Origin of the sequence: Echinicola vietnamensis DSM 17526 (assembly GCF_000325705.1) — a bacterium.
GTDB classification, from domain to species: Bacteria; Bacteroidota; Bacteroidia; order Cytophagales; family Cyclobacteriaceae; genus Echinicola; species Echinicola vietnamensis.
Genome location: NC_019904.1, coordinates 460,207 through 479,705, shown reverse-complemented (window position 1 = coordinate 479,705; position 19,499 = coordinate 460,207). Strand labels below are relative to the sequence as shown.

17 protein-coding genes are annotated in these 19,499 nt (G+C 37.7%); 11 read left to right on the top strand and 6 right to left on the bottom strand.

Annotation, left to right across the window (positions count from 1 at the left end; translation table 11 throughout):
* Positions 1-538: 538 nt before the first annotated feature.
* From ECHVI_RS02135 to ECHVI_RS02115, 5 genes are all read left to right on the top strand, one after another.
* A complete protein-coding gene (locus tag ECHVI_RS02135; protein ID WP_015264293.1) occupies positions 539-1,009 on the top strand; it encodes a JAB domain-containing protein in 471 nt (156 codons plus the stop codon).
* A gap of 212 nt (positions 1,010-1,221) precedes the next feature.
* Entirely contained in the window at positions 1,222-1,503 is a 282-nt protein-coding gene (locus ECHVI_RS02130) for a helix-turn-helix transcriptional regulator (protein ID WP_015264292.1), read from the top strand.
* A 146-nt stretch (positions 1,504-1,649) separates the two neighbouring features.
* Complete coding sequence (locus tag ECHVI_RS02125) at positions 1,650-2,513, top strand: toprim domain-containing protein (protein WP_015264290.1); 864 nt, start codon at positions 1,650-1,652, stop codon at positions 2,511-2,513.
* Between the two features lie 101 nt (positions 2,514-2,614).
* Complete coding sequence (mobC, locus tag ECHVI_RS02120) at positions 2,615-2,959, top strand: plasmid mobilization relaxosome protein MobC (protein ID WP_015264289.1); 345 nt, start codon at positions 2,615-2,617, stop codon at positions 2,957-2,959.
* Positions 2,949-4,127 carry a relaxase/mobilization nuclease domain-containing protein gene (locus ECHVI_RS02115; RefSeq protein WP_015264288.1) on the top strand — a complete coding sequence of 393 codons (1,179 nt, stop codon included), beginning with the start codon at positions 2,949-2,951 and terminating at the stop codon, positions 4,125-4,127. The genes mobC and ECHVI_RS02115 overlap by 11 nt, the downstream gene beginning before the upstream one ends.
* A 23-nt stretch (positions 4,128-4,150) precedes the next feature.
* On the opposite strand, the gene ECHVI_RS02110 is transcribed toward ECHVI_RS02115, so the two are convergent.
* The 5 genes from ECHVI_RS02110 to ECHVI_RS02095 all read right to left on the bottom strand — a co-directional run bounded on the left by ECHVI_RS02110 (position 4,151) and on the right by ECHVI_RS02095 (position 7,638).
* On the bottom strand, positions 4,151-4,948 hold the full coding sequence (locus ECHVI_RS02110) for a hypothetical protein (protein ID WP_015264287.1): 798 nt from the start codon (positions 4,946-4,948) through the stop codon (positions 4,151-4,153).
* Between the two features lie 3 nt (positions 4,949-4,951).
* Complete coding sequence (locus ECHVI_RS23580; protein WP_015264286.1) at positions 4,952-5,122, bottom strand: hypothetical protein; 171 nt, start codon at positions 5,120-5,122, stop codon at positions 4,952-4,954.
* 176 nt (positions 5,123-5,298) lie between these two features.
* Positions 5,299-5,940, bottom strand: coding sequence for a hypothetical protein (locus ECHVI_RS02105; RefSeq protein ID WP_015264285.1), 642 nt, complete (start codon positions 5,938-5,940; stop codon positions 5,299-5,301).
* Between the two features lie 432 nt (positions 5,941-6,372).
* Entirely contained in the window at positions 6,373-7,179 is an 807-nt protein-coding gene (locus ECHVI_RS02100) for a hypothetical protein (protein ID WP_015264283.1), read from the bottom strand.
* Between the two features lie 33 nt (positions 7,180-7,212).
* Positions 7,213-7,638 carry a helix-turn-helix transcriptional regulator gene (locus ECHVI_RS02095; RefSeq protein ID WP_015264282.1) on the bottom strand — a complete coding sequence of 142 codons (426 nt, stop codon included), beginning with the start codon at positions 7,636-7,638 and terminating at the stop codon, positions 7,213-7,215.
* A gap of 163 nt (positions 7,639-7,801) precedes the next feature.
* Here ECHVI_RS02095 and ECHVI_RS24010 point away from each other — a divergent pair, with 163 nt between their 5' ends.
* Together ECHVI_RS24010 and ECHVI_RS02085 are read left to right on the top strand one after the other, a co-directional pair.
* Positions 7,802-8,008, top strand: a complete 207-nt coding sequence (locus tag ECHVI_RS24010) for a helix-turn-helix domain-containing protein (RefSeq protein ID WP_015264281.1) — start codon at positions 7,802-7,804, stop codon at positions 8,006-8,008.
* 196 nt (positions 8,009-8,204) lie between these two features.
* Complete coding sequence (locus ECHVI_RS02085; protein WP_015264279.1) at positions 8,205-8,516, top strand: hypothetical protein; 312 nt, start codon at positions 8,205-8,207, stop codon at positions 8,514-8,516.
* Between the two features lie 13 nt (positions 8,517-8,529).
* Here the strand turns inward: ECHVI_RS02085 and ECHVI_RS02080 are convergent, their stop codons facing one another.
* Complete coding sequence (locus ECHVI_RS02080; RefSeq protein ID WP_015264278.1) at positions 8,530-8,919, bottom strand: hypothetical protein; 390 nt, start codon at positions 8,917-8,919, stop codon at positions 8,530-8,532.
* Between the two features lie 171 nt (positions 8,920-9,090).
* Here ECHVI_RS02080 and ECHVI_RS02075 point away from each other — a divergent pair, with 171 nt between their 5' ends.
* Genes ECHVI_RS02075 through ECHVI_RS02060 form a run of 4 tightly spaced genes read left to right on the top strand, consistent with a single transcriptional unit; the run spans position 9,091 to position 19,460 of the window.
* A complete protein-coding gene (locus ECHVI_RS02075; RefSeq protein ID WP_015264277.1) occupies positions 9,091-10,677 on the top strand; it encodes a type I restriction-modification system subunit M in 1,587 nt (528 codons plus the stop codon).
* Between the two features lies 1 nt (position 10,678).
* Positions 10,679-11,881, top strand: a complete 1,203-nt coding sequence (locus ECHVI_RS22855; RefSeq protein WP_015264276.1) for a restriction endonuclease subunit S — start codon at positions 10,679-10,681, stop codon at positions 11,879-11,881.
* A 3-nt stretch (positions 11,882-11,884) separates the two neighbouring features.
* Positions 11,885-15,313, top strand: a complete 3,429-nt coding sequence (locus ECHVI_RS02065) for a DEAD/DEAH box helicase family protein (protein ID WP_015264275.1) — start codon at positions 11,885-11,887, stop codon at positions 15,311-15,313.
* 46 nt (positions 15,314-15,359) lie between these two features.
* Positions 15,360-19,460 (top strand): NACHT domain-containing protein, encoded by a 4,101-nt coding sequence (locus ECHVI_RS02060; RefSeq protein WP_015264274.1) that lies wholly within the window; start codon positions 15,360-15,362, stop codon positions 19,458-19,460.
* Positions 19,461-19,499 lie beyond the last annotated feature (39 nt).

The following is a 19,499-nucleotide window of genomic DNA, read 5'->3' as shown; positions in this document are numbered from 1 at the left end:
TTACAAACGACTATAAACGTAAGCCATTCCCACTTTTCAAAAAAGAACCTAACCAAGGTATTTTTCGGAATGTGAATGGGTATAAAATGGTGATTGAACTATGGAATAGACGAGGACTATCTGATCAGATAAATGGTTTGGATACTCCATGGCCATGGTGCGGTTAGTGTGTGGTTGCATCGTGAGTAGTAGTGTTATTTGTTAAAAAAACGGCTATTGCCAAATCAAATATATTGATTTTTGCCGTTAAGGGAAATTTAGATTGATGTTTATTGATTAGAAATAGGAAATAAATTACTGTTTTTTGGTGGTAAATAAAATCAATAGCTTTTAAAATAATTTCATAATTGTTCAGTCTTAATTTTATTCATTAATCAGATACAAAGTTAGCTTTCGGGCTGCTGTAGCGTGCCAAGAGCGTTCGGCATAAACACTGGGCTGCCCGCTAGGCCTTCATTTATTCCGTTGCCACTTGGCCTTGATTGCCCTCAAGCTGGGATGGTATCCAAATTAATTTCTAACCTTAAAATGAAATGTTATGGATACCCAAAGCAAAAACATCGTTTCCAACAAAGTAGCCGAAATCGTCCTTAGTTACCGGCCCAAAGTCAAGCTCTCCCAAGTCCCTAAAATCACCTCTTCCAAAGAAGCCTATGATGTCCTTTTGGAAAACTGGGATAAGTCAAAACTGCAGTTCGTAGAACAGTTTAAAGTGATGTTGCTTAATCGTTCCAATAGGGTTCTTGGAGTCGTTGATGTCTCGACGGGCGGAACCTCTGGAACTGTTGCTGATCCAAAAATCATCTTTGCAGCTGGGGTAAAATCGAATAGCTCAGGAATGATTTTGGTCCACAACCATCCTTCTGGAAATAGATTCCCAAGTAATGCCGATAACAATTTGACTGAAAGAATGGTCAACCTAGGTAAATTGATGGAATTGCCGGTTCTGGATCATATTATTGTTACCAGTGAATCCTATTATTCTTATGCTGATGAAGGAGGGCTTTAATGGCCCTTTTTTTGGTCGTGTTAAGAATTTCCTTTCCAAAATTTTAATACCATCTGTTCAAAAAACTTAAAGGGAACTTTCAAAGGATGATTAAGCATGAAATAGGGATTTAGGTAGAAGCCTAACTTTTTTTTTGAAAACTTGGGTATACCCGGATTAACTACCCAAAAGATAGTTTTGGCAAGTTTGGAGTGTAATCAAACAGTTATGCCATGAACGATGTAATCTTAACACAAATTGAAAAGGAGATATTGGTAGATGAAATCGCCGATGCGGTTGCCTCTCGGCTTTCGGAAGTTTTACCTGCCCAAGAGCAGGATGATGAATTGATCCAAATCCCTGAAGTTATGAAGCTTTTGGGTAGGTCCCGGACGACGATCAATAATTGGCGAAAGGAAGGGTTTTTAAAGGAGCATGTCTTTAATACCAGGGTTTATTTCAAAAAGTCGGAGGTCATGAATGCGGGCAGGCAAAAGAACGGATTTAAAAAATAGAAATTCAGGGTACTTCCTACTGCGAAGATTAAAGCTATTAGATAGGATGAGCAATTGAAAAGAAAATTAATAAAGCCTACCACTCCCGCACTAGTAGTACCCGTAGTAATCATGTTTTTACATTTTCACCATTTAACAACCTTACCATGAACATCAAACAAGCCAATGAGCTTTCCATTATTGGTTTTCTGGGAAAGCTTGGCATCAAACCATCAAAGATTTCAGGGGACAGTTACTTCTATCATTCCCCGTATAGAAAAGAAAATACACCTTCCTTTAAGGTCAGTGCCTCCAAGAACCTATGGGTTGATTTTGGAGATGACAATTATGGGGGAAAGGTGCTTGATCTGGTCATGAAATTGAAACCAGGGTTGTCCGTTTCCGATGCCATTCATTACATCGAAGATATTACTGGTAACTCTTTTTCTTTTCACCCACAGGTATCCATGGAAAAGGAGCAGGAACCAAAAATAACTATCCGATCGGTAAAAGCCATTGGAAGCAATCCGGCCTTAATGGATTACCTTCTCCATCGGAAGGTCAGCGCCGAGACGGCATCCAGGTTTTGCATGGAAGTGTATTACTCCATTGGGGACAAAAAGTATTTCGGGATCGGAAACAAGAATGAGAATGGCTGGGCCATTAGGAATGCCTATTGGAAAGGCAGCAGTGCCCAGGGTATCAGCTACTATCCTGGGGAAGGGGAAATACTGCATATGTTCGAAGGGATTTTTGACCTGCTTAGCTTCTATGATCGAAACAAAAAAGAGGTCGAATCCGATGACTTTCTGGTGCTGAACTCCCTGTCCAACATGGATGCGGCAAGAAAGATTATAGTAGATTTTCCACGGGTAAACCTTTACCTGGACAATGATATACAGGGCAAGGCGTGGACAAAAAGATTGCTTAAAGACTTCAGCCAATGCACCGATCAATCAGGCAAGTATTTGGGGTATAAAGATCTAAACGATTACCATCGAAAGTCAAAAAGCATTGGCATGCGAAGGTAGCAACGTTTTATAAGTCGTAGCGAAGCAAGCCATGTTTTGGTCAGACCAAAACGGCTTGCTTCGCTACGCTCAGGTTGAAACTCACTCCGTTCATTTCACTTATGGGAAGACCAAAGAAACCCGACAATCAGAAGAGAAATATAAAGTTTACTTTCCGGATGACCGAAGAAGAGGTCAGGGTACTGGGAAGTTTATGCGAGGTGGCATCGATGCCTGCCGCTGACGTGGTCAGGGCCTGCGTGTTCAAAAACAGGTTGCCCAAGGGCAAGGTTGCAAAACTGGATAGGCAGACCTATGTGGAGCTCAAAAGAATTGGTAATAATATCAACCAGATAGCCAAGCAACTCAATTCAAAATTTGAGGTGCCATCTGGCAGGATGAAAGCAATTGATGCTCTTTCCGAAAAACTGAATCAGATCATCATACTGCTACTCCATGATCGCTAAACAGTCCATCGGCAAAAACTTTATAGGAGCACTGGATTATAATCTTAAAAAATTGGTGGTCAAAGATGAAGGGAGACGTGCTGAAGTATTGGAAACCAACTTCACCAGTTTGGACAGGGAAATAATACAGAAAGAAGTAGAGCTGATGAAGAGTATGAATCCAAGACTCAAGCGGAATACCTACCACGTTAGTTTAAGTTTTCCTAAGGAGGAAAAAATACCAAATGAAAAAATGTTGTCCATTGCGGGTGAGTACCTGAAAGGCATGGGCTTCGATGACAATGCCTATTTCATTTTCAGACATCATGATGCTGACCATCCCCATTGCCATTTGTTGACACTGAGAAACCGGTTTGATGGAACCGTGGTCTCGGACAGCAACAATTACAGAAAAAGTGAAAGTCTGGTGCGCAAACTGGAAAAGAAATACGGCCTCCAGCAAGTGAAAAGCAGCAAGGAGGCCAAAGTCAAGGCGCCTAATAAGGATGAAATCGAAATGGTGATTAGAACCGGTAAACCCTCAAAGAAAATGGTGCTACAGCAAATAGTAGGAGAGGCCTTAAAGCAGACCAATACCATTGAGGATTTTATCCATCAAGTAGAGGCTTCAGGAGCCAACCTGTTGTTCAACCAGGCCAGTACCGGCAGGGTATCAGGAGTAGCCTATTGTTATGATGGTTTTAAGGCCAAAGGACAATCCCTGGGCAACCAATTCAAATGGAAGAACATCGCAAATACCTTACACTATGAGCAAACTAGAGATTGCCAAGCAATTGGCCAGGCAAACGCAAGAACAACATCAAAATACCCAGGAGGGCTATCAGGAAATGATAAAAAAACAACTCGAGTTCATGGGGTACATTCCCAAGATGCAGGACAGTCTGCTGTACATCAGCAGAAAACTGGACAGACAGAACGATCAGATCGAGACCAATTATCAGTGTTGGGTAAAAATGAATTCCAAAATGGAAGTGGTAAAAACGGAGCTTCAACAGCAGCAAGAACAGCAACAAAAGATCGAAAAGAAATTGACCTTAATCATAAAATTGTTAGTGGCACCATTGATATTCTTGATTTTCTGCTTAGGCCTGTTCCTGATTCTGGGGAGTTAGGAGAAGTTCCAAGGAAGAAAAGGAAGAAGCGTAAGAGGAGATTGGGGAATATTTAAATGAGGTGTAGATAATTCATGATTTAATTTGAATTATCTACCGTGATTAAATTTTCTTTTTCTTCTTCCGTTAAATCACTTTCACTCAGCTCGGTTTTATTAAAATATCTAAAATTTATATTGATAATTTCGGAACTAGGTATTACTAGATACCTGCTTTCAATAGAGTAATATTTGTTTTTATCATTAGCATCATTTTCTAAATATCTTCTTATTGGATATTTTAAATGTACTGCCTCAAGATCTCCATGATTGTCAATGTAATAATTAAAATATTCACCTGTATACAGTATGGTCTTCTCATTTACTTTACATAGAACATTTATTATTTTATCTGTTATTTCTTCGTAATCATCCGGTACATCGGGAAAGTCTAAGCATTCACCAGTAAAGATATAATGCCATTTATTTGAGAATCTTAAGTAGCGTAGCCTTCTATCGAATCCATATTTTCGAATAACCTTTTGCAATGAGTACCCCATTAAAATCGATGAAGAAAAAACTGAGAGATTGTAAAAAAATATAGGGTATAGGTATTGCTTTAATTGCCCAAAGTTCTTATTAATTGCATTTTTATCAGTAACGCCTAAAATTAGGTGTCCTAATTGATTAAAGTCGATCTCATAATTAGTGAAAAACTCTATTAAAGTAATTGCGATTATATGTATGGTCAAAGAAGGGATAATTGACCAAGTAAGTTCATTAATTAAGTTTTTATTACGGTCTCTTATACTAACCTTTGAGGAGAAGAAAGCAATTCTTGCTAAGAAACCTGGGGCTAAAAGTAAAAAAATCAGAATGGTGGTAAATGCTATATTCATTTATTACCCCAGTTCTTTAATTCTATAATACTTATCACCTATTTTAACTACTTGGCTTCCAGATCTTTTAGAAGAAAGTTTATGCGCGATTTTAACGATAGCACTACCTAATTCGGGTGAATTAGTCTTTTTAGACTTCTTCTTTTTAATAATTTTAGGGATTAATAAAGACATATTGCTAAAATGTTAACTGCTCAAATTTATAACAAATATAATTCCATGTCAAGGTATTAGTTTTCCTTCGTTAAACTACTATATGAATTTACGTTATGAATTGTAATAGGTTGTTAGCTAGATTAAAGCTCAGAGTCTTAAAGAGTTTCAATATTGATTTAATTAAATAGTTAAGTTTAAAGCCTCACATAAATCAAATGGCAAGCATCCAAAACCAGATGAAATACCATATCATAAAAATAATGATCGCTTTTGAGTTCATAAGAAGGCTTTAAATCCCCTAATGTGCAAAGACTCCAATCGTTCAAAACAGACAACAGCTTTTTAGGTTTGGGGTCGATAAAAAGCATCTTTAGGTTAAGGAGTGGATCCAAGGAATCTTTCGGGTCAGTAGAATAAGGCAAATAGGGCAGGATATGTGAAAGATTTCTGCTCTTTTCTAAAACTGCTTTGGGGACAAGGTTGGATTTCGAGATGGTTTTTACCTTCAAGTGTGGGTGGTTTTCCTGTGAAATCAAAAAGGCAGCCTCAATCAGCTTGGCGAAATCCTGCTTAAAAGTAAATGCATGGCTTACAGATTCCCAATAAGTAACCAGACCACCATGAATAATTTTGATGGATAAGGCACCCAAAGCGGCCCTGGCTTCTGGTAAGGTATATTGCTGTGTGAAAAAATGGGTAAAAAAGGCCGGCAAATCTTCTTTCTCGGATTTGGAGAGGAGCGAGGGGATATAAGTCTCCTCATCTGAGACAAAAACCTGATCCGCAATAATGGTCCGGCTATTATTTCCTGTATTAAAATTATTGATCATTAGCATAGCTTAAAAGTTTAGATGAAACATGGGGATAATTTCATCTATTTCAATAGGCTAGAAAATTCGCCAGAAGAATATTTTATGACATACCAATGGGATAGCGAAATTTTTTATGCGTATCCGTAATGTTGTGCGTAACCAAACAATTTAAGGTTATAGTTCTCTGTTCTTTTCCATTGATGAAAAGAACCAAAAATCTAGGCTATGGAGCATTCTTCAAATTGAGTGAATTCGTTTGGAACAACAATCAGTTTGTCTCAATTTGATTTTGTGCCATTTGCCGTAGGCTAAAAATGAGTGGATCTCGCTCGTCCACTTCGCGAGCTAACTCATTTTCTATACGCCTCCATCAACTGTCTCAAAACCGAATGCTCCAAAGGCCGAATAACCGGATTTCGATGGATATTTCGTGTCCCTACGGTTATGGAATGATATTTAAGAATCCATCGAGGATTGACGTTCTCTTATTTTATTAAATGATTTTGACATCCAACCCATGAGGGTTTTCATTTGGACAAAATCTATAAAAACCTCATCTAAATTTACCCTTTCTCCATATCGGAATGTTGTGCCTCCGGGATCAAATTTGTTGAAAGTATCGACTACATTACTGAACCAGTCAGGGCATGTTGTTCCATAATCTTCACTTAAAATTACTTTGAACTTTTCAAATAGTGGCTTAAGGTCGTGCGGGTTTCTTTTATTGTTATTTTCCTTATTAAAGTTTGTTATATCCTTTAAATACAATTCAGTAGCATGACGATAATTGTATATAGCGGGAGAAAAAAGATCCCATGACTCTTCGTTTTGAAGAGCTGTCTCAATTAATCTATCTCCCGCTAATTTGTAAGAATTGGCGAGATAAAATCTGTCTCCAATTTCCCCCAAACCACCAAATAGAACTCCATGTTTCCAGGTCTCATCCATTTTATCATTGGGTTCTATGACAAATGGGCTAATTTGCAATATTAGGTTGTCAATTAGCTCGTTATCATAATGGCTATTGGAGTTCAAGCCCATCTTGATATATTCAATATCAGGTTCATCCTCCCAGTAGGAAAATATATGAGCTAAAACCCGAATATCTTCTATTTCGAATGTCCTCTCGGTTCCTTTAGGAGGAACTGCACTAGAACTTAAATACTCATGAAAAATTTTAATCCACTTTTTAACAGTATCCGAACTGACTTCGAATATTTTTGCGACAGATGAAACAATTAACTTTTTATTAAAGTCAGACATTAGAATTCTTTATTAAGAACTGACAAACTTTAATTATTTAGAAATCAACCTCTCCAACCTCGCCATCATCTCATCCTTTTCCTTCAGCATCCTTTCATAAAGGGCTATTTTCTCTTCATGAATTTGCATGATTTTTTCAACAGGATCAAAGACTGGGTGAAAATTCATGACAGAAGCATTTCCTTTAAAATCAGTACATGTAAACGTATTCGAAATAACATTTACCGCCTGTTCCTCGTCAAAATTCTGGATGGCCTCTACCGGAATATGAAGAATTTCTGCGACCTGTTTTAGGATATTTTCCTCGATGCTTTCTCTTTGTTCTAGCAAGCTAATTTTCTTTTGGGACCAGTCTTCTCCCAGTTCGTGGGCCAAGGCATCTTGCTTGATGCCCAGCATTTCCCTAAAGCGTTTGATATTTCGTCCCTGATGGATATTTCGTGCAGCTGAATTGGTCATAAGTCTTGGCTATTAAAAAACTAAAAGACAAGTTAAGGAAATTGGAGGAATTTGGGAAATGTGTTTTTAAAAATGGTGATTAGGTGAATCAAGGAATAGTTTAGAAATGTGAGGGTGAGGAAATTGTATTTGTAGCAATGATCCTTTCCTAAATAATGTAGATATGAGTGATCCAAACCAATTTAAAGAAGCACTCCTTGATAATCAATCAACAGGACATAATATGATGACCTTTAGAAATCTGAGGAATCTTAAGGCCATGGAGCTCGCTTTTCAATTAGGAATCAGCGAGGCCGCTTATACCAAGTATGAACGTGGAGAAACCAAAATCACCGTGGAGTTGATTAAAAGATATGCTGATTATGTGTAGGTTGATCCCATTCATATTTTGACCATAAGGCCAGGGCAACTGATTGAGTATTTTGATGAACTCGAAAAAAGAAAATTTCAAATGGATAGCAAGCAGTTTGCTTTCTTACTCGAAATACTCCGGGAACTCAAAGGCAGTAATGAGACCTTAGAAAGCCTGATAAAGGAGGCTATTGTTTAAACTTAACTAGAGCATTATGATCAATATTCAAAAAGACGAGCTTATCATAGAATTGATCCGTCAAGATCTAAAGCATAACCAGCTGATAAAAGGCTTGGATATTTTAGACTTGGATGCTGGCCATCGCCATCATCTAGGGATTATGGATTTGGTTAAGCGGCTAATGGAAGTACCAGCGATTTTGGAGAATGATTTTTTAGATACCTATATGGGCTATATGGATAGATGTCTAGAATATCCTATTTCCAGTTTAGGCGAAGAGTTAAGTAAGTTGGCGGAGGAGTGTTTTAATGATGTGAATAAAATTGGGGTTGACCAAAAAAAATAGCAATTTTTTATTTCTATTTTGTATGTAAAATATCACCATCAAGTTCACAATTTAAGTTATTAAAATCGACCTTGATTTTTATGTTAGGGTCGAACTTACTTGTGTTGGTATGTTTTATTATGATTTGATCAGTTGGGTTCATTTTGGTTTTATATGGGTTATGCCTATATTTTCTTTCAGGGTTTGGGACCAGCTCTAAAAAACTGAGTTCTTTCCAAAACAATAATTTTAGTTTGTCTCCAATTATCATATCAAGCGCCCTGTCCCCAATAAATCTTGGGCTAATCTTTTTTTGATAAATGTATGGTCGAATTACCTCGATTAATTTCTTCAGTTTACTCACATTGTTTACTTCACCTAGTTGGTAAAGTTTTGAAAAGATTATTCTTGTGTCATTATTCATTTTTTTTATGTTTTTTTAATTCTTACGTAAAAATTGCGAATCTGTTAAGGTTGTGTTTAAAAAACACTCATTTTTCCGTAGTTTTAAGCTTTTCAAAAGACGACTCACCATGGCACTTCTTATAGGGTGGCAAAGGAGTATATAAAAACATTTTATTACCTATTTAGATTAATGATCACTGGAGAATTAAAATCACAAGTAGATAAAATTTGGAATTCCTTCTGGACGGGAGGGGTGGCTAATCCACTGACTGTCATAGAACAATTGACTTACCTCATCTTTATCCGTAGGCTGGATGAGATGGAGACATTGGAAGAAAAAAAGGCCAATCAAATGGGGATTGATAAGCAGTTGGAGTTTTTCAATGCTGATCAGCAAAAATTCCGATGGAGTCATTTCAAAGATAAGGATCCAGAAACGATGTTCAATCTGTTCACTCGACCTGATTCCAATGGTCTGACAGTTTTTGAGCATATGAAGCAAATGGATAAGAAAGCGGGTGCTTTTGCGGAATTTATGAAGGGGGCCACTTTCATGATTCCTACTCCCAGATTGCTTGACCAGGTGGTGCAGATGATTGATAAAATCAATATGCAGGATCGGGATACAAAAGGAGATCTCTATGAATATTTATTATCCAAAATTGCCACTGCTGGTACCAATGGGCAATTCCGAACACCACGTCATATTATCCGCATGATGGTGGACATGATGCAGCCTCAACAAGAAGATACCATTTGTGATCCTTCTGCAGGATCGGCTGGTTTTCTCGTTTCTGCAGCCGAATACATGTATCAAAATCACCAAGATTGGTTTTTGGATGCAAAATTCAGAAAGCACTTTCACAACCAAATGTTTACTGGGGTGGAATTTGATGCGACCATGCTTCGAATAGGAGCAATGAATTTGCAACTTCATGGGATAGAAAGCCCCAGGCTGATCGGGAAGGATGCGCTGAGTGAAGCCAATGAGGATCAAACTAATTTATATTCGCTTATCCTGGCCAATCCTCCTTTCAAGGGAAGTTTGGATTATGATGTGGTGGAAAGTTCCTTGCTGAGCGTGACCAAAACCAAAAAGACCGAGCTGCTTTTCATCTCTCTGATTTTACGCATGCTAAAAGTTGGAGGAAGGGCAGCTGTGATTGTTCCCGATGGGGTGCTCTTTGGTTCTTCCAAAGCGCATAAAGAACTTCGGAGAACCTTGGTAGAGGAACAGAAGCTCGATGCCGTTATTTCCATGCCTTCGGGAGTATTCAAACCCTATGCAGGGGTGAGTACGGCGGTACTGATCTTCACTAAAACCAATAGTGGTGGCACCGATCAGGTTTGGTTTTACGATATGCAGGCAGATGGTTTTAGTCTGGATGATAAGCGTACGCCCCTATTGAGTAAAAATGAAACGGTAGAGGAGGAGATAGAGAATGCCCTGGGGCATGGTATCGCTGCTGAGGAAAGTGCACCTTATGGGCAAAAGTCAACTGAGGAAGCACATGCCAACAACAATATTCCGGATATTCAGAATCGCTGGCAAAATAGAGATCAGGAAGCTGGTCGTGCCCGTACCGATCAAAGCTTTTTAGTTACTAGATCAGAAATTGCTGAAAATGACTATGATCTAAGCATTAACCGCTACAAAGAGATTGTTTATGAAGAGGTTGAATATGAGAAGCCGGAAGCGATTATTGAAAGTATCAACTCTTTAGATGAGGAAAGAAAGTCATTATTACAGGAATTGAAAACACTTCTAAAAAGTTAATATGAAATCTGTTGAACTAGGTGAAATTTTTGATATTACCTCTAGTAAGAGAGTTTTTCAAAGTGAATGGAAAGATAAAGGAATCCCATTTTTTCGAGCAAGAGAGATTGTGAAAATTTCTAAATATGGTTTCGTAGATAATGAATTATTCATCTCAGAGGAGATGTATGAAGATTATAAATCTAAATATGGTGTTCCAAAAGAGGATGATATTTTAATTACTGGTGTGGGAACTCTTGGAATCACATATAAAGTAAAAAAAGGTGATAAATTTTATTTCAAAGATGGGAACATTATTTGGTTTAAAAAGAAGTCTGATGTTGATAGTAAATTTGTTCAGTACTGTTTTCAGTCTCAAGAAGTTTTGCGACAGGTTCAAAGCGGTGCAAATGGAGCTACGGTTGGTACTTTTACAATAGAGAAAGCCAAAAAGACTAAGATCCCCCTCCCTCCGTTAGCCACGCAAAAGAAGATCGCAGCCATCTTGGATGCAGCGGATGCCCACCGCCAAAAAACCAAGCAGCTTCTCGCCAAATACGATGAATTGGCTCAAAGTATTTTCTTGGATATGTTTGGGGATCCGGTGACCAATCCGAAGGGGTGGAAAAAAAGGACCTTAGATAAACTGCTAACTCGGAAAACTCAAAATGGTCATTATGCTCCAAAAGATGTTTATTCAGAAGAAGGAGTTCAGATGGTGCATATGTCAGATGCTTTTTATCAGATTTTAGAACCTGGAGAGTTTAAGAGAGTATTGGTTTCTGATGGACTCAGGAAAAAATATGAAATAAATGACTCTGATATTTTAGTTGCTAGAAGATCCTTGAATTATGAAGGAGCCGCAAAACCATGTATGGTGCCAAAATATTCTGAACCTCTAATTTATGAGTCTTCATTGATTAGGTTGACTCCTGATCAAAAAGTATTAACTCCAATTTATTTGTTTTATTTCTTGAATAATGATCGAGCAAGAGGGGCATATGTATTAAAGCATGTAACCAAGTCAACAATTTCTGGAATTAATAATAAAGGTCTTAATGCAGTGGAAATTGTTTTGCCCCCAATAGAATTGCAGAAACAATTTTTAAATATTGTAAAGGTTATTGAAATGGAAAAAGTAATAGCAAAGCAAAGTCTTGAAAAAGCAGAAGAGCTTTTCCAAGGTCTATTACAAAAAGCCTTTAAAGGAGAGTTGGTGGAATAAAAAATGAGCAACTTCCAGTTTATATCGACCGAATTCCCCGAGATAGCCAATCGGGCCATCAAGGCAGAGCAGTTTGCCTTGACCAGTCCCGTGGAATCGTGCTTCAATGCCCGTGCCGCATTGGAATTGGGCGTGAACTGGATGTTTGAAAATGATGCTGACCTCGAGTGGCCGTTTGATAAGAAGTTGGCAAGTCTCATGCATGAACCTGGTTTTAAAGAAATCTTTGATTCCTATGGTGACCTGTATAGAGAACTGCATCTTATTCGAAGAATCGGAAATAATGCCGTCCACAATCAGCGGATCAAACAGGAGGATTCGATTCATTTGTTAAAGTGCCTATTCCGCTTCGGTGTCTTCTTGATGGCTGCTTATGGGGAGGAAGAAGTACGGGTTCCGGATTTTAATGATTCACTGATTCCTACCGGTGATGAACTTAAAAAGTCCAGAAAGGAGATTGATCTGCTGCGGGAAAAGTTGGCGCAACTTGAGCAGGAAAATGAGAAAAAGCGTGCTGAATTAGCAGAAAAAGAGGCCGCTAATGATTTGTTGCGAATTACCCACGAGAAACAACATGAGCAACTAAAAGAACAGCGGAAGGCCCGGGAGGCAGAAGCCATACCCAAGGCTTTACCTAGACCTCCATCTGAAGCATTTACGCGCAAATTATACATTGATTCCGCATTGAAGGATGCCGGCTGGACTAGACTTCGGGAAGGATATGAGTTGGAGTTTGAAGTAAGCGGCATGCCTTTATCCACCAACCCTTCAGGAGTAGGTTTCGTGGATTATGTGCTCTGGAGTGACAATGGGTTGCCATTGGCCGTTGTAGAGGCGAAAAAGACAACCGCAAATTCTAGCAAAGGAAGACACCAGGCTTCGCTCTATGCAGATTGTCTAGAAAAGAAATTCAAGCAACGTCCATTGATCTACTATACCAATGGATTTGACTTTTACCTTTGGGATGACCTGTTTGCTCCTGATCGAAAGGTGAGCGGATTCATGACCAAAGACCAGCTGGAACTTGCGATTCGAAGGAGAAAAGAGCGAAAAGATTTAAGGGATTTCAAAGTGAATCTTGCCATCACCGGTCGGCCATATCAGACAGAAGCGATCCAGCGAGTTGCTGAAAACCTATCGGTGATCAAAGATGGGAAGATCAAACAACGTCATCGAAAGAGTTTGTTGATCATGGCCACAGGTAGTGGAAAGACCAGAACTTCAGCTTCGATAGTTGACATGATGGTGAAGTGCAACTGGGCAAAGCGAATCCTTTTTTTAGCAGATCGAAATGCCTTGGTGACTCAGGCAAAAAATGCGTTTACGGAACACCTTCCAGACCTGACCAGTATTGATTTGACCAAAGAAAAGGAAAATGATTCCACCCGATTGGTTTTTTCAACCTATCCTACCATGATGAATCAAATCGACCAAGCTAGAGATGGGGAAGGTCGATTTTATGGTGTTGGACATTTTGATTTAATCATTATTGACGAGGCTCACCGATCTGTCTATCAAAAGTACAGGGCAATTTTCCAGTATTTTGATGCTTTTATTTTAGGATTGACTGCTACTCCAAAGAAAGATGTGGATCATAATACCTATGAGCTATTTGAAATCGAAGACGATAATCCCACGTTTGCCTATGAATTGGATCAGGCCGTAAATGATAGTTTCCTGGTGCCACCTCGGGCGATCAGCGTTCCGTTGAAATTCATGCGAGAAGGCATTAAATATTCGGAATTGTCTGAGAAAGAGAAGTTAGAATATGAGGAGAAGTTCGGGGATCCCAGTAATGAGGAAGCAGAAGACGGCATTGATAAAAGCCAATTGTACAAATGGCTATTCAACTCCAATACCGTAGATCAGGTATTGAATCATTTGATGACTTCGGGAATCAAAGTGGATGGAGGAGACAAAATTGGGAAGACCATCATTTTTGCCAAGAACCATAAGCATGCCGTTTATATCGAAGAGCGGTTCAATAAAAACTATCCAGAGTATTCAGGGAAGTTTTGCAGGGTCATTGACAATCAGACCGAGAAAGCCCAGGATATTCTAGAGCGCTTTGTTTTGGACAAAGAAGAAAAGGAGCCACAAATAGCCATTTCAGTGGACATGATGGATACCGGAGTGGATGCGCCAAGAGTAGTGAACTTGGTTTTCTTCAAGCCTGTTAGATCAGTCGCGAAATTTTGGCAAATGATTGGCCGGGGGACTCGATTAAGGCCAAATTTATTTGGTCCCGGCCAGCATAAAGACAGTTTTTTGATTTTTGACTACTGCGAAAACTTTGAGTTTTTCGAAGTCAATCCAGAAGAGAGCAAGGGTAGCTTAGGGCTATCCTTGACACAGCAAGCATTCCAATTGAGACTAGACTTGGCATTAGCTCTGAGAGAATCCAATAGCAAAGAGGAAAATGAATTTGCAGAGGAGTTGATAAGTTTACTTCATTCTCAAGTTGCAGCACTTAATCAGGAACGATTTGTAGTCCGACATCACTTGGAATTTGCAGTAAAGTTCAAGCAAAAAGATCAATGGGCAGATCTAGGCCCTTCGAAACTGCAGGAAATCGGAACTCATATTGTCCCGCTCATTTTGTCGGAGGACGATGATGATGTGTCTGCTAGAAGATTTGATGTGCTGATGCTGAATTTCCAACTGGCATTGAAAGGGGGAAGAATGACGAGTAGGTATCAGAACAAAATTAGTGGAGCTTGTAAAGTGCTGGAGCGAAAAGGTAATATACCTGTGGTAAGTGCAGGAATGCCTATGATCAAGAAAGTGCTTGGAGGCTTCCTACAACATGCCAATGTAGTTGACTTGGAAGATGTACGAGAATCACTTCGGGAATTGATGCAGTTTCTTGATGCGGTAGATCAGCCTTTAGTTGAAACGCATTTCCAGGATTATCTGGATCTTACAAAAATAGAAGAAAAGAGCTTGGTGAAAGAAGCCCCTTTGGAGCCCTATAGAAGACGAGTGGAGCGGTATATAAATGACCATAAGGATCATTTGGTCATTAGCAAAATCAAAACCAACCAACCTATTACGGAAGCCGAACTAGCACAATTGCAAGAGATTTTCTTTAATGCGGATGAGGTAGGTTCGAAAGAGGAATTTGAAAAAGAAGGTAAGGGTAAACCCTTAGGTCTATTTATACGGGAATTGGTTGGTTTGGAAAAAGAAGCTGTTCAATCAGCTTTTGCGGAGTTTATCCAAGCTCAAAACCTAAACGCGGAGCAGATCAAGTTTGTGGATTTGATCATTGGTTACCTGACTCAAAATGGAGTGATAGACAAAAGAGCCTTGTTTGAATCACCGTTTAAAGATATCAATGATAGCGGACCTTTTGGGCTATTTGATGACGCACAGGTTACCAAGATCATTAGCATTTTGGATAGGATTAATGGGGGTGTTGATGTGGGGTGACTTCTGTTTAATTGAAACTAGAATGGAATACTTACATTTTTAAAAGATGAAGAGAAAAGCGATATCGCAACCTGTACAAAAAAAACTATTTGCGCTTTCAGGAAATGAATGCAGTTTTCCAGGTTGTAACGAACGTCTTTTTAATCTAGAGGAGAAAGTATTTCTCGGAGAAATGTGCCATATCAGAGCAGTAAGTGCTACTGGTCCTCGGTATGATTCGAACTATCCTAAGAATGATGTGGACTCATTTGAAAATTTGCTTGTAATGTGTCCAAATCATCATACGACAATTGACGAAAATATCGAAAAATATACCGTAGAAGTTCTGCTTAACATGAAATCGGAGCATGAAAGAAAAAACTATGAGTTAGTAGGGGAACATATTGGGGGAAATCAAATAGGTGAGATTAATTCTAAAATTCTAGAAATGTTTGAGGCAATTGATAAATTTAAATTATCAAATGATCAAACTATTGATCAAACCGACCAACTGCCTAAAAAGATTACTTACCCAGCTCCTCAAAATTATATTCATCGATATGTTCGCCCCACTCGTGGTGATATTTTAGAGTTTGGGGTTGAATCTAAATCACTTCCAAATCTAATTCTTGAGGAAAAGAGGCTGACAATTTTAGGTGTGGGTGGTTCAGGAAAAAGTATTGAATTGGATCAGTTGGCATATCTACATTCTAATCAGGAATCTGATCTTTTTCCAGTAAAGATTAGGTTAAATATTCTTTCTACCCAAGATCTTGAGGAACTTTTGAGGCTTGAGTTTCCTGAAATTGATCAAGTACCGCAATCCCGCCTTTTAATCCTTTTGGATGCATTGGATGAGGTCCATTCTTCATACATAGATGTAGCTTCCACTAAAATTGAAATATTAAGTAAAAAGTACCGGGATTCTAAAATTGTGGTGTCATGTAGAAATAATTTCTATATCATTGAATCCAATAAAAGAAAGGCTAAACTTGATGGATTTAGCTCCTATTTAATTCAGCCATTAGACTTCTCCTCTATTTATTATTATTTACAGAATAAGATAGATGTTCCAACTGAGAAGTTTATTTTCAATATTAGAAAGAGGAAGTTTTATGACTTGCTTTATTCTCCATTCTTTTTGGTGTATATAGTCGAAATTTTCGAAACAAAAAAAGAATACCCTTCATCAATAAAGTCTGTTTTTGAATATTTGATACAACAGCGAATTGAAAAAGATTACGAAAAATATGCTAATTCTGGGATAAACATCGAAGATTATTCTTACCGCATAAGCCAGGAAATAAAGGGATTAGCAATAATTGCCGAATGTCTTGGAAGAAACTATTTAGATGATAAAACTGAAGTTCAAAGACTCATTAGAGACCATGATTTTTTGGAGGTCATTAAGCGAACCTTTCTATTTAATAAATCTAATGAAGGGTTGCGTTGGGAATTTGAGCATAATAACTTTCAGGAGTTTTTAGCAGCACAATTTTTATCCGAACTAAGCTTCGAAGAAATTCAGGGATTTATATCCTTTAGACCTGATTTTAATAAAGTTAAACCGGCTTGGTTAAATACTCTTTCTTTTCTTTTTAGCCTTATAGATCCGGAAGATGAAAAACACGATAAATTAGTTGACTGGATTATTAAAGTTGAGCCAGATGTTTTGGTTCGATTCGAAAAGGATAAACTTGAATTAGGGTTAAGAGAAAGGCTATTTCGAGAAATTTATGAGGACTTTGAGTCCAAACAAATCATCATCCGAAATGAGAAATTTGAATCTGATGATTTAGCGAACTTTGTTTCCGATAGTAAGAAAATCGTTGAATTCCTTATTCAGAAAATCAAGCAATCCAATGATAGACTTGTGATTACTGAGGCAGTTCGAATTTTACATTATTTTGAGCAAATTGGGGAATATTTAATAGAAATCCGTGAAGAAATAAAAAGAATTATTATTAGTACTGATTTTTCAGAAGAAATTAAATATGAATGTTTTAATGCCCTATCCAAACTTAAAATCAATGATGATCTATTAACAGATTTAATCCTTGAAAATAATGACCTGGAATCTAGTCAGTACATTAGAGCGGGTTTTTATAGGTATTTGGAGACTTCAAGTCAACCTGAAAGATATATCAAAATAATCCTGCGGGGTATTGAAATTTTAGAGAATATAGGAGTTACAGTTAATGGTATTCCGAATAGAGGTAAGCCTTTTCTATCAGACGAAAAATATATTCTAAAAAGGCTTTTTGATAGAATTAACACGAGTGAAAATGTTATCCCCATCATAAAATGGGCATATGAATTAGATTCGCCTACTTCCTTACATTCTGAGTTTTTTGAGTTCGTAAAAGATTTATTGGCTAAAGCGGCTGAGGATTACAAAAACAATCATGAAATTTTTGATCATGTTTTGGAATTACTAAGATCATTCTCACACCGCTATTATAAGGAGGTGGGAGGTTATTTTCGTAAATTCTTTAATGATACCGACACCACCGCTAAAGCATTTAAGTGCCTTTATACAGATTGGTTGATTGAGGAGGATAGAGGTTTTGATTTGACTTATGGAATGGCTATTGTTTGCGATGAGGTATGTTTAAATTTTATAGTTGGTGAAATAAATTCTGGAAATTTTAAGGATCCAAAAACTTGGCAATTCAGAAATATACTTGGAGTGGATGGTAGCAGAGAAGTGTATGATCTGTATCAAGAAGAATTGTTGAAAATTGATCCCGAAAAGTATGCAATTAAAGTAATAGACTATCAAGCAAAGAGACAGTCTAGGCGAAAAAGAGATGTAGAATTGTTGTTCTCTAAAAAAGAATTCCTTTCAGAGGTGACCAATATTTTTAAGGAAGAAGGTGAGATCAAGTTTATAAAAGATGATTTATATGATTGGAAAAGAAGGAATTTCAATGATGAAGAAATGACAAACAATATTGTTGTTGAAACTTTAAGGGATTTTGCCAGAAATAAAGAATTCGTTAAATTAACTGAAATAGAAGATTTGGTTAATAATAGTTTCAGATGGCGATGGTTCCAAATTCATAATATAGTACAGTATGATAAGGGGATAGAAAAATTTGAATTTACTCCTGATGTCACCAGATTTATTTTCACATGGGTGGAAGATGAGTTAAAGACTGCGAACTTTAAAACCGCAATAGAGCACAGAAATAATAACTCTTATAGTTACCGGTATGTAGAACTATATATATCCTATTTAATTCAACGCTTTGATATTGAAGTGTCTCCGCCAATCTTGTTAGACTTACTCAATTTAGAATGTTTTTTGTTGCCAGGTAAAATCAACAAGGTAAACTTAAAAGGAGATGAGAGGGAGCCAGATACTTTTGATTATGTTGTTGAAAAATTGGGGTTTGAAAAAGTTAGTGAAAGAGCCCTAAATAATTTAAGGAATAGCGTTATGGTTCCTGTTGTCAGACAAAGCCATATTAAATTTTGTCATGATTTTAAAGTTCGAGAAGCTGCCCCAATGATTCTAGATGAAATTCTGAATGATAATTGGGAAGGTTATTATCAGCGTGAATTTATAACTAAGTATATAGAACTGAGCTCAGATTTAGACTTGCTTCTTGACATTTTTGAGGTATTACCTCAGGAGTCGCAAATTCATGCTTCGAGGTTGATGGCGGAAGCAGGATATTTGGAATTAAAAGAAACTTTGGAAAGGGAAATCTTAAATGGAGATGATGAAGAAGCGAAACTGATGTTTATACAGAATCTCGAGATTCTAAATGAAAGTGTTGCGTTTGAATATGAAAAAGAATGGATATTAAGAAATAAAAGAATTCCTGACAGACATGGGAAATCAATCAATTTGAAGTCAGCTCCAATAGATGGTTTAATTGAAATTTTAGAAGATTCGATCAAGTTTAATTATGGCTCAGGAATGTGGTCTAGCCGAAATGATTATTTAAGCGCACTGATAGAAAAAGGAGCGCAGCATGAGGTAAGTTATTTGATGGTCCGAGATAAGATAAAGAAATGGCTTCAGGAATATGACAACGTGAAATTCCTTCATTATCAACTTCAAAACCTTGAACAAAAATACTATTCAAATATTCCCCAAACTTTGACCTTTGAAGAGGCGGTCCAACTAGTTCGTCAATATCAGTCTCCAAAGTTGTAGTAGGAAGCTAACTGATGGAGCTGAGGGCGGTACCAGAGA

What these genes read in the sequence shown, in the direction of transcription:
- ECHVI_RS02100 (WP_015264283.1), bottom strand. Translation starts at nt 7,179, where the DNA reads ATGTCTGACTTTAATAAAAAGTTAATTGTTTCATCTGTCGCAAAAATA.
- ECHVI_RS02115 (WP_015264288.1), top strand. Translation starts at nt 2,949, where the DNA reads ATGATCGCTAAACAGTCCATCGGCAAAAACTTTATAGGAGCACTGGAT.
- ECHVI_RS02135 (WP_015264293.1), top strand. Translation starts at nt 539, where the DNA reads ATGGATACCCAAAGCAAAAACATCGTTTCCAACAAAGTAGCCGAAATC.
- ECHVI_RS02110 (WP_015264287.1), bottom strand. Translation starts at nt 4,948, where the DNA reads ATGAATATAGCATTTACCACCATTCTGATTTTTTTACTTTTAGCCCCA.
- ECHVI_RS02075 (WP_015264277.1), top strand. Translation starts at nt 9,091, where the DNA reads ATGATCACTGGAGAATTAAAATCACAAGTAGATAAAATTTGGAATTCC.
- ECHVI_RS02130 (WP_015264292.1), top strand. Translation starts at nt 1,222, where the DNA reads ATGAACGATGTAATCTTAACACAAATTGAAAAGGAGATATTGGTAGAT.
- ECHVI_RS02085 (WP_015264279.1), top strand. Translation starts at nt 8,205, where the DNA reads ATGATCAATATTCAAAAAGACGAGCTTATCATAGAATTGATCCGTCAA.
- ECHVI_RS23580 (WP_015264286.1), bottom strand. Translation starts at nt 5,122, where the DNA reads ATGTCTTTATTAATCCCTAAAATTATTAAAAAGAAGAAGTCTAAAAAG.
- ECHVI_RS02125 (WP_015264290.1), top strand. Translation starts at nt 1,650, where the DNA reads ATGAACATCAAACAAGCCAATGAGCTTTCCATTATTGGTTTTCTGGGA.
- ECHVI_RS02060 (WP_015264274.1), top strand. Translation starts at nt 15,360, where the DNA reads ATGAAGAGAAAAGCGATATCGCAACCTGTACAAAAAAAACTATTTGCG.
- mobC (WP_015264289.1), top strand. Translation starts at nt 2,615, where the DNA reads ATGGGAAGACCAAAGAAACCCGACAATCAGAAGAGAAATATAAAGTTT.
- ECHVI_RS22855 (WP_015264276.1), top strand. Translation starts at nt 10,679, where the DNA reads ATGAAATCTGTTGAACTAGGTGAAATTTTTGATATTACCTCTAGTAAG.
- ECHVI_RS02080 (WP_015264278.1), bottom strand. Translation starts at nt 8,919, where the DNA reads ATGAATAATGACACAAGAATAATCTTTTCAAAACTTTACCAACTAGGT.
- ECHVI_RS02105 (WP_015264285.1), bottom strand. Translation starts at nt 5,940, where the DNA reads ATGCTAATGATCAATAATTTTAATACAGGAAATAATAGCCGGACCATT.
- ECHVI_RS24010 (WP_015264281.1), top strand. Translation starts at nt 7,802, where the DNA reads ATGAGTGATCCAAACCAATTTAAAGAAGCACTCCTTGATAATCAATCA.
- ECHVI_RS02065 (WP_015264275.1), top strand. Translation starts at nt 11,885, where the DNA reads ATGAGCAACTTCCAGTTTATATCGACCGAATTCCCCGAGATAGCCAAT.
- ECHVI_RS02095 (WP_015264282.1), bottom strand. Translation starts at nt 7,638, where the DNA reads ATGACCAATTCAGCTGCACGAAATATCCATCAGGGACGAAATATCAAA.